Source organism: Ruminococcus sp. Marseille-P328 (assembly GCF_964249465.1).
In the GTDB taxonomy this organism is placed as follows: Bacteria; Bacillota; Clostridia; order Lachnospirales; family Lachnospiraceae; genus Blautia_A; species Blautia_A faecis.
In genome coordinates, this window is the sequence record NZ_CAXUBQ010000009.1 from 16,885 (window position 1) to 33,189 (window position 16,305).

13 protein-coding genes are annotated in these 16,305 nt (G+C 41.0%); 1 reads left to right on the top strand and 12 read right to left on the bottom strand.

What is annotated here, in order from left to right:
- Positions 1 to 63 precede the first annotated feature (63 nt).
- The 7 genes from ACESTK_RS08035 to ACESTK_RS08065 all read right to left on the bottom strand — a co-directional run bounded on the left by ACESTK_RS08035 (position 64) and on the right by ACESTK_RS08065 (position 11,725).
- Positions 64 to 1,791 (bottom strand): extracellular solute-binding protein, encoded by a 1,728-nt coding sequence (locus ACESTK_RS08035; RefSeq protein WP_373119415.1) that lies wholly within the window; start codon positions 1,789 to 1,791, stop codon positions 64 to 66.
- Between the two features lie 178 nt (positions 1,792 to 1,969).
- Positions 1,970 to 3,793, bottom strand: coding sequence for a sensor histidine kinase (locus ACESTK_RS08040; RefSeq protein WP_373119417.1), 1,824 nt, complete (start codon positions 3,791 to 3,793; stop codon positions 1,970 to 1,972).
- Positions 3,790 to 5,022: a response regulator gene (locus ACESTK_RS08045; protein ID WP_148461306.1), complete on the bottom strand. Its 1,233-nt coding sequence runs from the start codon at positions 5,020 to 5,022 to the stop codon at positions 3,790 to 3,792. Before ACESTK_RS08045 ends, ACESTK_RS08040 begins: the two co-directional genes overlap by 4 nt.
- 224 nt (positions 5,023 to 5,246) lie before the next feature.
- Positions 5,247 to 7,664 (bottom strand): glycoside hydrolase family 3 C-terminal domain-containing protein, encoded by a 2,418-nt coding sequence (locus tag ACESTK_RS08050; protein ID WP_148461305.1) that lies wholly within the window; start codon positions 7,662 to 7,664, stop codon positions 5,247 to 5,249.
- A gap of 61 nt (positions 7,665 to 7,725) precedes the next feature.
- Positions 7,726 to 9,435 carry a glycoside hydrolase family 2 protein gene (locus ACESTK_RS08055; RefSeq protein ID WP_148461304.1) on the bottom strand — a complete coding sequence of 570 codons (1,710 nt, stop codon included), beginning with the start codon at positions 9,433 to 9,435 and terminating at the stop codon, positions 7,726 to 7,728.
- Between the two features lie 284 nt (positions 9,436 to 9,719).
- Complete coding sequence (locus ACESTK_RS08060) at positions 9,720 to 10,403, bottom strand: beta-galactosidase trimerization domain-containing protein (protein WP_313719902.1); 684 nt, start codon at positions 10,401 to 10,403, stop codon at positions 9,720 to 9,722.
- A gap of 8 nt (positions 10,404 to 10,411) precedes the next feature.
- Complete coding sequence (locus tag ACESTK_RS08065) at positions 10,412 to 11,725, bottom strand: beta-galactosidase (protein WP_313719904.1); 1,314 nt, start codon at positions 11,723 to 11,725, stop codon at positions 10,412 to 10,414.
- Positions 11,726 to 11,900: 175 nt separating this feature from the next.
- Here ACESTK_RS08065 and ACESTK_RS08070 point away from each other — a divergent pair, with 175 nt between their 5' ends.
- The gene (locus tag ACESTK_RS08070) at positions 11,901 to 12,176 is read left to right on the top strand and encodes a hypothetical protein (protein WP_330634135.1); all 276 of its coding nucleotides are present in this window, start codon (positions 11,901 to 11,903) and stop codon (positions 12,174 to 12,176) included.
- On the opposite strand, the gene ACESTK_RS08075 is transcribed toward ACESTK_RS08070, so the two are convergent.
- The 5 genes from ACESTK_RS08075 to ACESTK_RS08095 form a co-directional block, all read right to left on the bottom strand.
- Entirely contained in the window at positions 12,166 to 12,384 is a 219-nt protein-coding gene (locus tag ACESTK_RS08075) for a hypothetical protein (protein ID WP_148461302.1), read from the bottom strand. The two genes, ACESTK_RS08070 and ACESTK_RS08075, sit on opposite strands and share 11 nt — an antisense overlap.
- 19 nt (positions 12,385 to 12,403) lie before the next feature.
- The gene (locus tag ACESTK_RS08080; protein WP_148461301.1) at positions 12,404 to 13,549 is read right to left on the bottom strand and encodes a glycoside hydrolase family 27 protein; all 1,146 of its coding nucleotides are present in this window, start codon (positions 13,547 to 13,549) and stop codon (positions 12,404 to 12,406) included.
- 30 nt (positions 13,550 to 13,579) lie between these two features.
- Entirely contained in the window at positions 13,580 to 14,485 is a 906-nt protein-coding gene (locus ACESTK_RS08085) for a carbohydrate ABC transporter permease (RefSeq protein ID WP_148461300.1), read from the bottom strand.
- A gap of 15 nt (positions 14,486 to 14,500) precedes the next feature.
- Complete coding sequence (locus ACESTK_RS08090) at positions 14,501 to 15,448, bottom strand: ABC transporter permease subunit (protein ID WP_148461298.1); 948 nt, start codon at positions 15,446 to 15,448, stop codon at positions 14,501 to 14,503.
- A 153-nt stretch (positions 15,449 to 15,601) separates the two neighbouring features.
- Positions 15,602 to 16,294, bottom strand: coding sequence for an amino acid ABC transporter ATP-binding protein (locus tag ACESTK_RS08095; protein WP_148461297.1), 693 nt, complete (start codon positions 16,292 to 16,294; stop codon positions 15,602 to 15,604).
- Positions 16,295 to 16,305: the final 11 nt, after the last annotated feature.

Here is a 16,305-nt window from a genome sequence, read left to right on the forward strand (position 1 = left end):
TCCTTTATTTGGTTAAAAAGAGCCGTGAAAACTTTCACGGCTCTTAGATTTTTATGGCTATATTTATTTAAATGTTTCTGCTGCTGCCTTTGCATCCTCAAAGTTTGCCTGAACTTCTTCCAATACCTGATCATATCCCATTGCATTGATATCACTGATCATCTTTTCTCTCTGAGCTGCAAAAGCATCATCATCCTCGCAGGTAATAATTTTGGCAATATTTGCCTGTACATACTCGGATGCCTTGTTGCCAATTCTTGTAGCTTCATCAGATATAGGCTGCATTAAAGTTGCTGCCAGACCAACTGCCGGATCTTCATTATTTGTTTTTAATTTTCCTTCATCAACCAGCTGTTTATAAACCTCTCCCGGATACTGTGCTTTTCCGTCAGTATAATAATTGCAGAAATCCTTATCTATCTCTGTAACACTAGATAAAACATATTTCTTAGAAAGAGTTAAATCTACCGGTTCTCCATCTGCACACTGATTGGTTTCCCATAAAGGTGATAACCATTTATACTTGCCAATTCCCTGTACACCGTCAGTTGTATAGCCAGAATACTCTTTATCATTGCTGGTAAAGTTTTCAAGGCGCTTTCCGATCAGTTCCGGTTCTCCATCCACAACATCCCAGTCTTCGCCAGGAACTCCTGTACGTACCAGTCTTGCGCCTTCATCAGAGGTCATGAATTCAATCAGTTCCATTGCACGTTCCGGATATTCACAGTTCGCACTGATTACAAGTGCATTCGCAGCCTGATATCCTAACGGATTTGCATATGGATAAATCTGCATTGCATATGGGAAAGTACCAGGAATCATATACATTGCTGCATCTTCACCGCAGATATTTTTATCCGGCTGTGTCCAGTTATAATTACATACCAGAACCTCTCCGTTTTTAATTTTGTCATCATACTGACTGTTTTTCATGGTAAATGCTTCCGGATCCATAATGCCCATCCGATAAGCCTTGTTATAGAAGGAAAGAGCTTTCCACAATGGTCCGTCTTCTACCGTAAACATATCTTCAAATTCACCGGTTTCATTGTTTATGAACTGATTATTTCCTGAATTTGTATAGCCCATATCAAATGGGTAACTGATCATATAAGGCCAGATTCCCCAGTCAGACCAGCCAGACAATGCATAAACCTTCTTGCCGTCTGCTGTCGTCGGATGTGCATCTACCATCTGTTTTAAAACATCCAGATATTTGTCTTCAGTGCTGACATCCGGATATCCTAATTCCTTATAATAATCCCATCTTGTAAAAAATACTACAAAGCCATTCTTATTTGGCAGATCTTTATTCTCTGTCTGAACATTTGTCGGAATAAAATAAGTACTTCCTCCGCCAATAATATCTTTTGAATACTTTAATGCATCCGGAAGTTTTTCTTTCAGATTATCTCCATTTTCTGCAAGCCAGTCATCCATGGCCCATAACGATCCTGCATCGATCAGATTTTTAACATCAATATCTCCGTTATGAAGTTCTACAATATCCGGAAGATCTCCACCGGAAGCCATCACTTTTAATCGATCTGTACTTACATTTGTATATTCCAGTACGATTCCCAGTTTTTCCTTAATATAGCGTCCTACTGCATCGTCTGTGGAAATGCCGTCCATTCCTGTTTCTCCCATGACTCTGAGAGTAATTACTTCCTTTTCTTCCCCTTCCTCAGCCTGCACTGCCAGGGCTCCGTTGCTTACCATAATTCCCCCAACCATCGCAGCACATAAGGTTGCAGATGTAACCTTTTTCCATAAATTCCTTCTCATTTCCTACCTCCTGTTTTCTTTTTTGGTGTTGCGCCGTGTTTTGTTTCTGTAAAAAGGATACCAAAAACAGAACACATCTTCCAGAAACAACCTTCCGATTTTTGGCATAATTCTATGCACATCTTATCCCCGTCACATTCCTGGTTTATGGAAAAAAGCCACGATTTTTATAACTATTTTACCATTTTTCTTCTTCATAAGGAATCCGGACCAGTACCTGGAAACCGTTCTCATTATCACTGCCAATTTCCACTCCGTTTTCCATGTCATAAAGAAGCTTGATTCTCTGATATATGTTTCTGAGCCCAATATGTCTGCCGTCATCCTCCATATTCAGACTTGCACGGAGCTTCTCACAGTTTTCCCTGCTTATTCCAATTCCATTGTCATATACGCATAATTCCAGGCAGTCCCTGGTTTTATACTCTTTTCTTTTCCCTTTTACGTATATCTGGAATTTTTTATGCTCCTGCATTTCTTTTTCTGCCAGACCATGAAAAAAAGAATTCTCCACAAGCGGCTGCAAAATAAATTTCGGCACCATAGCAGACATAAGTGAACTGTCTGCTTCTATACCAAGCACTGTTTTTTCACCGTATCTGTAATTCATGATCCTGCAGTAATTTTTGATATAAGTAAGTTCTTCCTCTACTGACCACTTGTTGCGTGTATCCCTGAAAATCGGCTGAACCATTTCCGCCAGTGCATCCATACAGTCCACAATATCATTTTCGCCTTTCACAATTGCCATCCATTTCACTGTATTCAGCGTATTATACAAAAAATGAGGATTGATCTGGGACTTCAGTGCGCGGATCTGTGCATCTCTTTTTGATTTTTCATTTTCCACATTTTTGCGGATCAGACTTGATATTTCCAGTGTCATTTTATTATAGCTGTTCACCAGAAGAGAGAACTCATCCCCATTCTCATGGTCTTGTTCCAAAACAATGCCGAACTGCCCGTTTTGTACCATTTTCAGCGCATCTATCACCTTTACAAAGGGCGTTGTCATATATTTCACCCAGAATACAAGAAATAAAATTGAAATGGTTACCGAAGCGACAATTGCCAGAATAAAAATTTCCTGAACATCCTGGATGTCTCCTAATATTTCAGATATTGGAGTTTCATTTACCAATGTCCAATTACAAAAGCCCACCGGATAACACAGGATCAGATTTTTACCGGATTCAAATATTTTTGGGGCAGCTTCTGGCTGCAGCATTAAATTTTCTTTTTCATCCCCTATCCCATATACATTTGTTTCTGAAACAGTCCTTCCAAACTGGTCGATCATATAGGTTTCCTCTGACCAGCCTCCATCTTGTGAAATTGAATTGTAATAGCTTACAAAATGTTCCAGATCCACATTCAACACAAGCCAGCCATATTTTTCTCCCCGGAAAATAGGCCTGCACACGCTCACATAATTCAACAGTTTCTGGTTATCCCTGTCATTTTCCACAAAATCACTGCTGTTATAGCCTCCATACCAGATTGGTTTTTTCTGTGGAACTGCGTTCCGGTTTTTCAGTCTCTCTGTGTAGAATTTCCCCCTTTTCTCACTGTTTTCAGAGGTAATGTTCCAGTTTCCGTCAGCAAATAAGGTTACATCTTCCGCATTATAAAAAACAATGGAATCAATAAAGCTGTACTCTGCCAGAATCGTGTCTGTCATGCTGAAAAAATCAATTCTTTGCTCTATCATGCTAGTTTGAGAGCCATGGGATACTACCAGGCTTGCCAGATCGGAACCATTTAAAACACGAAGGGCAACCTGGTCAACTTCTCTTCCAAATGTATCCAGGTTCTGTTCCAGCTGCTTATAAGATCTTAGAAGTTCCGTTTCTGTACGTGTTCTTAAGGCTCCCTTCACTCCCATATAAAGACCTATAAAGCTTATAATGATCACAAGCAGAAAGCTAAGGGATACTGCTATTATCATTTTTCCAAAAACACTTTTATAAAATGGAATTTTTACTGTATCATCTTTTTTCATAAAATATTCCGCTTTCTGAAGCTGCCTGGATTCTTTCCGGAAACCTTCCGAAATATCTTGCTGAAATAGCTGTCGTCCCCAAAGCCAGTGAGTTCTGCTACTTCATGGGTTCTAAGATCGGTTGTGGCAAACAGCTCCTTGGCCTTTTCTACTCTCTGTTCTGTAATATAATCCACGAAGCCTACCTGCATTTCCTTTTTCCACATGCTGCTGAAATAGTTAGGACTTAAACATACAATTTCCGCAACCTGGTTCAAGGTAAGCTTGTCTGCCAGATGCTGGTCTATGTACTCTTTTGCTTTATAGATTTCAATACTTAACTGTTTCAAGTTCTGTGCTTTCTGATCTTCTTTCTGTTTTTCTGTTTCATTCTTCTTACATTCCTGGTACCTGTCGGAAAGCTCTGTCCAGGAACGTCCCACACCGCTGATTTTCCAGCAGACCTGCGCCATAATATGTTCCCGCAATACCCGGGCAATTTCCTTCAGGATCGTTTTCGTTTTCTGGTTATCCTCTTCCGTTTCTTCAATTAAAAGAAGATAATTTTTTTCATTCTCCCGGATCAGTTCTCCATTTTTATATTTTCCCAGTATTTCCTCTGTCATATTAAAGATCAGGAATTGGATCAAAGCTCCTTGTTCGTCTTTTGTTTTTTCACATACCTCTTTATAATTTGCAATTTCCATCCTGCAGATTCGGTATGATTTTTCCGAAACCTGAAAATCAAGCTTTTTTAACTGTTCCCGAAAAGTATTTTCATTAATCTGGTGATAAAAAACATACTGCCCGAATAAATCTGATTTATCCTGCACTGCTTTTGTTTCATTTTTGGAATCGGGATTCTTCTGTTCCAGTTCTTTACAGACCTTCTCCATTGCTTTTTCAATCTCATCAGGTTTCATTTTTAGTTTTAAAATATAATCAGACACCCCTAGCTTCATAGCTCTCATCAGATAAGAAAATTCTTCATAACAGGTCAGTAGGACAATCCTGGTGCTCTGATCCTGTTCCCGTATTTTTTCGATCAGTTCCAGTCCGTCCATAACCGGCATTTTAATATCTGTCATAACAATATCCGGTTTTTCTTTCTCGTATATTTCCAGGGCTTCTTTTCCATTGGAAGCATCTCCAATTACATCCAGCCCCAGTTTTTCCCAGTTCACCATGGACCTTAATCCACATCTTACCAGCACTTCATCTTCCACAATAAGAATTTTTCGTCTTGTCATTTGCTCTCATTCCCACCCATACATTTTTTAACACAAATACCCCCTGCGTCAAATGATCTGTTCGTGGAACACTGCCAGCCAATCACCTGACCAAGGGGGTTGTGCGAAAATATCAACATTGCCAGTAGCAAAAAATATTTTGACACTATACTATTATATAATACCTCAATGAATATTACAATTTCATGTTTTTATCTGTTATTTTTTTGATTTTTTATACAAAATTAATCAATTTTCAAAATAAGCTCCAATACGCGTCTTGCACTCTGTTCCAGTTCCTGTCGACCGAGCAATCCCATTTCCATAGCTTTTTTCACACGCTCCGGATACCCTGTTGCCATTTTAAGGTCATTTCCAGCCTTTATTTCTTTATAATGCTCTCCACATGTCCACCAGTCTGTTGTAACCATACCCTGAAATCCCCACTCACCACGCAAAATATCTGTCAAAAGCTCATAGCTCTCTGAAGTACGGTGTCCGTTAACAGCATTGTAAGAGGACATGATCGTCCAAGGCTGTGCTTCTTTTACAATAATCTCAAAGCCCTTCAGATAAATTTCACGAAGTGCACGCTCCGATACCCTGGAATCACTATTTTTCCTGTTTGTTTCTTTGTTGTTTGCTGTAAAATGCTTTACAGATGCTGCAATATGCTGTGACTGAATCCCCTTTACCATAGCGGCACCCATTTTTCCAGCAATCAGCGGATCCTCGGAATAATATTCAAAATTTCTTCCACACATAGGGTTTCTGTGAATATTTACAGCTGGTGTCAGCCATACAGCAAGATTATTTTCCTTTACCTCCTTCGCGCCTGCCTTTCCGACCTGCCATACAAGTGCCGGATTCCAGGTACATGCCAGAAGCGTTGCACATGGCCAGGCTGTTGTATTCACAGTACATCCGATATTAAGGCGTAGTCCTGCTGGTCCATCTGCAGTCATTACTGAAGGGACCCCGTACTCAGGAAGATTTCCTAATCCGAATGTATTTGCAACACCTGTATTTGGCTGTCCGCCGAGAAGATGAAGCAGTTCCTTATCACTTAACTGTGCCATAAACTCATCCAATGAAAGCTTTCCTTCAGCTACATCAATGAACTGTTTTCTTCCACAATTATCAAACCATTTTCGACGGGAACACCAGCGCACTTCTGGCACAATACAATCCTCTTCTTCCGTTTTCAGTTTTTCAAATGCACATTCATTCATATCATTGCATTCATACTGAGGAAGCATTTCAAAGGTACCATCAGAAAGCATACGCTCTTTCAGACTTGTTGGAACCAAATGCGCTGATAGCTGTTTTACAATTATATTTTCTGTAAGCTCGAATGTATAAGCGGCTTCTTCTGTATCCCTTACAGAGATTCCAATGTAAAATCTGTAAATTCCTTTTTCCAGAATATAGGCTGACTTCTGAATTTTCCCGAGATCATCATAGGAAGCCATGTCCGCTTTTTCAAATGACAGATAAACTACCTGTGTTTCTCCAGGCTGAAGCAGACGGGTTTTTTCAAAAGCAGCAAGCCGGAGTGCCGGATTACCAAGAAGACCCTGTGGTCCGTTAAAGTAAAGCTGTACCACTTCTTTTCCTGCCATGTTCCCTGTATTGGTCACGTGAACTTCTGCAAAAATATGTTTTGAAGTTTCCCATACAGAATCTGTATGCACTCTGAAATCAGTATAGGAAAGCCCATATCCAAAGGGATATATAACCTTTTCCTTTGCACCTGGAATCGTCTCAAAATAACGGTATCCTACATAAATATCTTCTGTATAATTTACATAGTCACAGGATTCATGAAAATTTTCAGTTGATGGATAATCATCTAAGGAAGCTGCAAATGTATCAGTCAGCTTGCCAGACGGATTTCCTTTTCCCAGAAGAAGCTCTGCCATGGCCAGCCCTCCTTCCATTCCCCCCTGCCAGCCAAGAAGGGCGGCTGAAATCCGGTCATCATTTTTTATCCAGGAAACATCTACAATTCCACCGACATTCAGAACCACTGCAATACGGTTAAACCGTTCTTTCACCATGTTCAACATTGCCTTTTCATTCTCTGTCAGAAAATAATCTCCCTCTGGAAAGGCTTTCGCAATCAGTTTTGCCATGTAGTTATCTTCCAGCTCTTCCCTTGACATTTCGCTTAACTGACTATCAAGGCTGGAGCGATCCCAGCCTTCTGATGAAAAACGGCTTATTACAACAATTGCCACATCTGCAAATGCTTTTGCACCGTCAGCAAGTCCTTTTGGAAGTTCAGGTTCTATTGTCATACCTGGCATTGCACCTTGCCTATACTGTTCCTGAACATTTTCTCTGTAAAATTCTGCCAGGGGTTCATAAAGCATAACTGCATTTCCTTGCATTTTAAACCCATCATAAAGGTTATGCACGTAGGAAACCGCAACATCACCACTTCCTCCACCGCCTTTTACATAATCAAAACTTCCTTTCCCAAACAGTGCAAGTCTGGTTCCTTCTGCAAGAGGCAGAAGCTTTTTCTCATTTTTCAACAGCACCATACCTTCTTTTGCAGCTTCCTTTGAAAGTCTGATATGCTCCTTACATTCCGTCACACGTCTTTTTTCCTCTAATGGAAGATTGGGTTGAAATCCAACACGTGTCCATTTTCTCATTTTATGTATTCTCCTGTCATATTCATATATTTATTTCTGTAAGGCTTGAACGTTTTTACTCTTAATCTTCAATGGCAGCTTTTCTTGAAAAAATAGCATGAATAATTTCCGGATCAAATTTCGGCTGTCTGTCATACGTATACAGTCCGTTTTGTTCCTGTTCCACATCTGTAAGCTGCGTATAGCAAAGTGCAAACATGTTCTCATTATCCAGTAAAACATCTGTAAGCTCTTTCAGACGTTTCATGTATGCTTCCGGTGAATCCGGCGTATTTCCATATCCCCAGGCATCCTTGCTCAAAGACCAGCCAATGCCGCCATATTCGCTGACAAAGAAGGGAATTTTTCCATTATATGTCTGCCGTTCTTCAAATGCCGCACGGAAATCAAGCCTGTTTGATTTTCCAACCTCTTTGTAATGCTCTGCAAAAATCTCCGGATCCTGTTCATAATCATGCAAATCATAAATATCGGTGAGCACATGATAATTTCCGCTGGTGTCAATACAGGGCCGGGTTGGATCCGCTGCTTTCGTTGCCTTATAAACTGTGGCAAGAAGCTCATCAAACTGTTTTCTTCCTTTTTCATCCCAGGTTTCATTAAACGGACACCATCCAATAATCGCAGGATGGTTAAAATCACGGTCAATCTCTTCCAGCCACTCTGGAAGGATTCCGTAAATGCTGTCTGCATAAGAGTGATCCAGTCCCCAGTTGGGATACTCTCCCCAGACGATATACCCCAGCCTGTCACAGTGATACAGGAAACGCTCTTCAAATACTTTTTCATGAAGGCGGGCACCGTTAAATCCCATTGCCAGGGATCGTTTTATATCCTTTTCCAGTTCTTCATCAGAAGGTGCTGTGTAAATTCCATCCGGATAAAAGCCCTGATCCAGAATGAGACGCTGAAATACAGATTTTCCGTTGAGCAGAAACTTTTTGTCTGTAAGCTGTATGGAGCGCAGTCCAAAATAACTTGTCACCTGATCTTCTCCATAGCTTAAGGCAAGGTCATAAAGATCTCCCTTTCCAACCTGCCATAAATGCTTTTCTGCCAGCTTCACCACTGCCACTGCTGTTCCGCCATCTGAGCTCACTGTAGCCTCTCCCATTGCCTTTCCCTTGTAGGACGCTTTTACCGCAAAGGTTCCTGCTCCCTGAAGCTCTGCAAAAACAGTAATTGTTCCATTGTTTATGTCCCCATAATATTTTGTTTTTATAATGTGTGTGTCAGGAACAAATTCCAGCCATACGGTCTGCCAGATACCTGTTGTTCTGGTATAATAACAGCTGTAAGACTCATAATGGGTGCTCTGTTTTCCGGACGGAATCAAGTGGGAACGGGTGTCATCTTCCACATGAATTGTGATCACATTTTTTCCGGCAAAAAGATACCTTGTAATATCCACAGAGAAAGAAACATATCCCCCTTTATGAGTGCCACATTTCTGTCCGTTCACATATATTGTGGTAAAATAATCTGCCGCGCCGCAATGCAGAATCACAAGATTTGATAACTGGGCTTCTGTAATTTCAATTTCTCTCCGATACCATACAGAATTCATGAAATCCGTGTAGCCAATCCCGGACAGCTTACTTTCCGGGCAAAAAGGCACCTGGATTTTTTTTGAAAGGTCTGCTTCCGGCTTGTAAAGCTCCCGTGCTTCTCCACTTCCGCCATGATCAATTTCAAAATCCCAGCTTCCATTTAAATTCAACCAATTTTCACGCATAAACTGTGGTTTTGGATGTTCGGTTCTGTAAATCATCTTTTCTCTCCCTTTATTTTTTTTCAAATAGGCGTTTGCGGAACGCCACAAGCCGCATAAACACGGCATTTTTTTACTACCCCAAAAAACAAATAACCCCTCACTGGATACGGTATAATAGAGTTGTCGAGAAACTATAAACCATACACCAAGAAAGGAGTTATTCTAACATCTATGATACCATATAAACAGCTTTCTTTGGCAGATATTTTTACAGATTGCCAGGAAAAATTTTAAAATGACAAACCTGCGTTTTTATCCCTATTAGAAACCTCAGATACAGGCTATTTCTTTATGATCTCTACCTCAAAAGGTTTCAAAATTTCCTGTCTGGACACCGTTTCCCCCGTCAAAAGGTTTTGCATTCCTGCAAAACACTGAGGAACCACAGTCTCTTCCTTACTGAAATTTATTAGGAAATAAAAGGTATTTTCCTTGGTTTTCCGTACTGTCACTTCAAGGGATGTCCGCTCATCTACTAAGCTTTTGACTGCTGCTTCCTTAACTATGCAGCCCATCATCCTTGTAAACGCACAGTCCTCTGGCTGAGTCCCCCAATAATAAACAGTACCTTTTCCATAACTGTTTTTGGTGACAGCAGGTGTACCCGCATAAAAATTGCTGCTGTAATCAGCCATGCTCTCGGCCCCTTCCAGATGAATCAAGTCACATAGCATTGTGCTGGTAAACTCTGTACCATCTTTAAATTTTACAGAATTTTTCTGCTCTGGAGCCAATGCGTCAATCTCCTCCACCCAAATTCCAGCCAAGTCCCTGAGGGGTCCTGGATAGCCGCCAAGATATACATTGTCTGATTCACCTACGATACCGCTCATAAAGCCGGTCACTAATACACCACCTTTCTTTACGAAGGCTTCAAGCGCTTCCTTGACACCCTGATGAACCATATAAAGCACCGGCGCAACGATCAGCTTATATTTTGAAAAATCTGCATCCCTTGGGATCATGTCAACAGCTATGTTTTTTCATAAAAGAACTTATAATGCCTATGAATCTGATCCACATATTTTAAATCTTTATGGGGTCCGCTTGTAAATTCCAATGCCCAATAATTATCCCAGTCAAACAATATCCCGACATCAGCCGGATTTGCTGTCCCCAGGATCTGATCTCCCAGCTCTTCTAACTCTGTCCCTAGTTGTGTGACCTCACGGAACACCCTGGTATTATCTGTTCCTGCATGGGCAATGACTGCTCCATGGAATTTTTCACATCCGCCAACACTGCGGCGGAGCTGGAAAAATTGTATCGTATCCGCCCCATGTGCGATCGCCTGATAGCTCTGTGCCCTCATCTGCCCCGGTTTTTTCAATGAATTGTAAGGTTGCCAATTCTGCTGGCTTGGTGTCTGCTCCATCAGCATGAAGGGCTGCTGCTTTAAGCCCCGCATGAGGTCATGCTGCATCGCCGTCAGACTTACCGGCGTATCATAAGATGGATAGTTATCCCAGGATACGACGTCCATCTCCTTTGCCCATTTGAAATAATCCAGCTGCTTAAACGTTCCCATTAGATTTGTTGTAACCGGAGTCTTTTGATCCACGCTGCGGATAGCGTTCCGCTCCATCTTGAAATTTTCCAGCATACTATCCGAATTAAAACGGGCATAGTCAATGGAAATGCCGGCGAACGCTGTGCCGCTGCACCACTCGAGACCTTCGCCAAGAGCGTTTGGCAGCACAATTTCCTCCCAGTCATAGAGGGTGTGCCCCCAAAATTCTGTATTCCATGCCTCATTCAGTGCTTTCAGCGTCCCGTACTTTTTCCGAAGCCAGACACGGAAGGCTTTTTCGCAATTTTCACAGTAACACTCACCGCTATATTCATTATTTATGTGCCAGCACACCACACTGTCCAGATGTCCATACCTTTTTGCAAGCTTTTGAGCCAGTTTTGCCGCGTATCTCTGGTAAACAGGGCTATTTGGGCATGCATTTTGCCTCTGTCCAAACTTGTGGTGCCTTCCCGCATAGTCCGTCCTTGCCACCTCCGGATATTTCCGAAACATCCAGGCCGGCATTGCCGCGGTTGAAGTTGCAAGGACAATGTCTTTATGGTTTTTTCCCAGCATTTCAATGACCTTGTCCAGTTCCTCAAAATCATACCGTTCTTCTGACGGCTGGAGCTTTGCCCAGGAAAATACATTGACTGTTGCGCTGTTTATCCGAGCTTTATCGAAAAGTTCCATATCTTCTTTCCAGACTGCTTCCGGCCATTGGTTCGGGTTGTAATCCCCGCCATATAGGATATGCTTAAAATCTGCTTTCATATTTTTATTCCCTTCTTTTGTTTATTCTTTTAGGCGTTTGCGAAACGTCACAAGCCGCATAAACACGGCATTTTTTTATTACAAAAAAAACAAATAACCCCTCACTGGATACGGTATAATAGAATTGTCGAGGAACTATAAACCATACACCAAGAAAGGAGTTATTCTAACATCTATGATACCATATAAACAGCTTTCTTTAGCAGATATTTTTACAGATTGCCAGGAGAAATTTGAAAATAACAAACCTGCGTTTCTATCCCTATTAGAAACGCATATCGATATTGATGAGATTATTCCGATTTCATTTCAAAATCATTTTTATGCATCAGACTTAATCCTTGCTGGTATCGCGCAACTTATTACCATTGTTCTTGCAGACAGTATCAAACTTAGATACAAAATTGTAAACGAGCATTGCGAGTTTCGCAATTACCTATTTATTCTGTAAAAAGTGTACACCCCATATCACGAAATTCCGCTATTTTCTTTTCCAGCTTTGGAACAGGACAGTCAAGATACTCACTGATACAGTGAATGCACCAGAAAGTCTCAGCTCCCCGGTTAAATATCCTCTTATAAAGACCAATTTCATCATGACTCACTGGACGGTTGCACTTCACACAACATATGACGGAAGTATTTTTAGTATCTGTCATTTCCATATTCATCCTGTTTTCACTCTTTTTCCGGTAAGATCATCTCTGCAATTATAATCTTGCACTCATCTGGCAATACCTGTGTAGAAAAGGCATCCTGGTAAACACCAATGCTTTCCCCGGTAACTGCATTTGTAAATTTCATTTTTATTCCGGTTCCAGAGTGAATTCCAAGATCGCAAAAGGAAATTTCCATAGTATTCAAATAATCACTTTCGTATTCCAGATTAAAAAATGCAAGGGCAATTCTGTTTCCGGACAGAAGCTTTGCCAGAATATACCGCTTATCGCCCATATTGTCTACAAGAAATGCAGGGCGATACTCTTCATCCTGATTAATGGCAATCAGCCCTTTGTTTAAAAGAATGTCTTTATTAGTCTTGTCAATTTTTCGAAGATCTGCTCCCATGATCAAAGGAGAGCCAAGGAATGACCACATTGCAAAATGCTGAAGATACTGCTGGTCTGTACATCCATTAAGCCCTACATTGCCGCTTCCATGCATTCCTGTGATCAGCATATCCATATCGTTGTAGCAGTCCGGTGCATTTCCTTCAATATTCTCTACCTGGCTTTTAAAAATATCTTTATAACTTTTCGGTACATCAAAAATATCACCTGTAGAGCGGTAGGTATGTGCCCCTCTTGACCGCATCCAGCCCGACGGATCATATTTTCCCCAGTTACAGGCTGCAAATAAAATATCCTTTCCCGAGCTTCGAAGAGCCATTGCCATAGTAAGATATGCATTTTTTGCATCTGCACAGACCGGAAAGTAGCAGAAATCATATTTCAGGTAATCCACGTCCCATTGGGCAAACTGCTTTGCATCTTCTGCTTCATGACCATAGCTTCCCGGGTATCCTGCACAGGTTTTCGTACCGGCGCAGGAGTACATGCCGAATTTCAAACCTTTGCCGTGGATATAATCTGCAAGAGCTTTCATTCCATGTGGAAACAGTTCCGGATCTGCCACTAATTTTCCATCCACACGCTCCTTCAGGGACCAGCAGTCATCTATGATCACATACTCATATCCAGCCTCCTTGTAGCCTTCTGCCACCATAGTATCTGCCATTTCCATGATCAACTGCTCATTTATATGAGCACCAAAAGTGTTCCAGGAATTCCACCCCATCGGTGGTTTCTGTGCCAATACTGCCATAGTTAAATCCTCCGTTCAATTTTTCCCATATCATCCTTTAACAGCTCCAAGCATAACCCCTTTTACAAAATATTTCTGCAGGAAAGGGTATACCAGCATAACAGGAATAACTGTAATAATCGTGGTTGCCATACGTACACTGTCTGCTGATAATGAAATAGCAGCTGCATTTCCAACCTGTCCGCTTCTCATACTGTCTGCCAGCATCTGTGCCTGATTGATGCAGTTATAAAGGATCAGCTGTACTGTCTGCAGGTTGGGATTCTGCACCAGAAGGTAGTTATCCTGCCAGGAATTCCAGGCTCCAACTGAGGCATACACTGCTACTGTCGCCAATATAGGTTTGCTCAGAGGCAGAATTATGCTCGTATAAATCTTGAAAAAGCCTGCTCCGTCAAGTTCCGCAGACTCCTGAAGAGACTGCGGAATCTGTTCTATAAATGTTTTGATCAGTATGACATAATATGCGTTTACAATTCCAGGAATAATATACAGCCAGAAAGTGTTGTTCAAATGGTATGCTTTCATGGTTATGTAATAGGGAACCAGACCGGCACTTAAATACATGGTAATAACTACAAACCTGTATACAAATTTTCTTCCAATCATATCTTTTTTCGTTACCAGATATGCAAACAGGGAGGAACCAAACAGACACAGGATTGTCTGGATGACTGTTCTGGCTCCTGAAATCAGGAAAGCATGTCCGAATCCTGATTTTTTCAGGATCATCTTATATGCATCCAATGTGAAGCCCTTTGGCAGGAAATAAATTCCCTCCAGGGATGCCCTTGTACTGTCAGACAGGGAATAAATAACCATGTAATAAAACGGATACACACAGAGAAATACTGCAATCAACAGAAAAAATACATTTAATACATGAAGAAATTTCTCCTGTGGTGATGTTTTAATTTTTGAACTTGTTTTTTTCATTCTTCTCACCTCCAGTTATACAATCGATTCGCCTCTGATTTTTTTCGACAATGCGTTTGCAGTAAATAATAATACAATTCCAAGTATTGACTTCAGCATTCCCAGGGTAATGGAATAGGAATAATCATTTATATAAAATCCAACCTTATATACATAATAATCAAGCACTTCAATTTTATCCGCTACCATAGGGTTGTAAAACATAAAATACTGGTCAAATCCGTTTGAAAGAATATTACTTACTGCAAGAAGGAACATTACCACATAGGTAGGCATGATCCCTGGAATTGTAATATGCAAAATAGACTGGATCTTATTGGCTCCGTCTACCTTTGCTGCATCATATAGTTCTGAATCAATTCCTGTAATCGCTGCAATATAGATAATTGCTGACCATCCGAAGCTTTTCCAGATTCCCAGAATCCACTGCAGAACCCAGGTGTGATCCACATCACCAAGAATTCCCATAACAGGCGGCTGAATGCCAATTTTCTGCATCAGAACACTTACAAATCCATTTACAGAAAAGAAAGCAAAAGCAACACCATAAACAATGATCCAGCTGATAAAGTTTGGCAGTGTGGTTGCTGTCTGAACAATTTTTTTAAATTTAGAATTTTTTATTTCATTGAACATAATTGCAAACACTACCGGAACAGGGGTTGCCAGCAGCCCCAGTGCGCTAAGCGCCAATGTATTTCTTAATACACGCAGTACCTCTGACCGTTCTGTAAACAACTTCTGGAAATTACCTAGTCCTACAAAAACCATGCTGCCAAAATCCAGAAATTTCTGTCCAATTTTGTAATCAAACACGGAATAAATCCATCCAACCAGCGGAACATAGGAAAATGCAAATACATAAATTAAAAATGGAACTGCCAGAAGCAAATATTTGATTCCACGTAATTTTTTTCTTCCAATCCTCTCTGCCAATGCAGTTTCTGACTTTTTCACGCTCATATAGCATACCTCCTTCTCTGCTAATAAGATAACGCAAAACGGAAGGTGTATTCCAGATACAACCTTCCGTTTTTTTGACATATCCTATTTAGTTAAAAGGTGGTGCTTTCACATTTAAAGAAATCTTACAAAAAATGGTAAAATCTTACGATTTTAAACAAGCCCCTGATGGAATTTCCCAAGGAATTCCTTCATTCTTACATGTTCTGATGAAAATACCTCTTCCGGGGTGCCTTCCACTGCGATCAGACCGTCATCCATAAAGATAATCCGGTCGGAGATGTCACGGGCAAAGCTCATCTCGTGGGTAACAATCACCATGGTGATATGCTCGGCTGCCAGGTCTTTGATTACTTTCAAGATTTCGCCAGTGAGCTCCGGATCCAAAGCAGATGTGGGCTCATCGAAGAAAAGAATATCCGGGTTCATGCAAAGGGCTCTGGCGATGGAAACTCGCTGCTGCTGTCCGCCGGAAAGCTGGTAGGGATAATAATTTTCCTTATCCGAAAGCCCCATTTTCTTAAGAAGCTCCCTTGCCTGCGCATAAACCTCTTTTTTATCTCTCTTTTGTACCTTAATTGGAGCGTCTGTAATATTTTTAATCACGGAAAAATGGGGAAAAAGGTTAAAATTCTGAAAAACCAATCCGATTTTTCCGTTTTTGATGATTTCGCCGCCGTCTGGTGTCTCCAGACCAGTGGCACAGCGAAGCAATGTAGACTTACCAGAGCCGGAGGGACCGATAATACTAAGAACCTCGCCCTTGTCTACTTCCAGGGAAATGTCACGGAGAACGTCCAGGGCTCCGAAACTTTTCTTTATGTGTTTCATTTCAAATAATTTCATATAGTGACTCC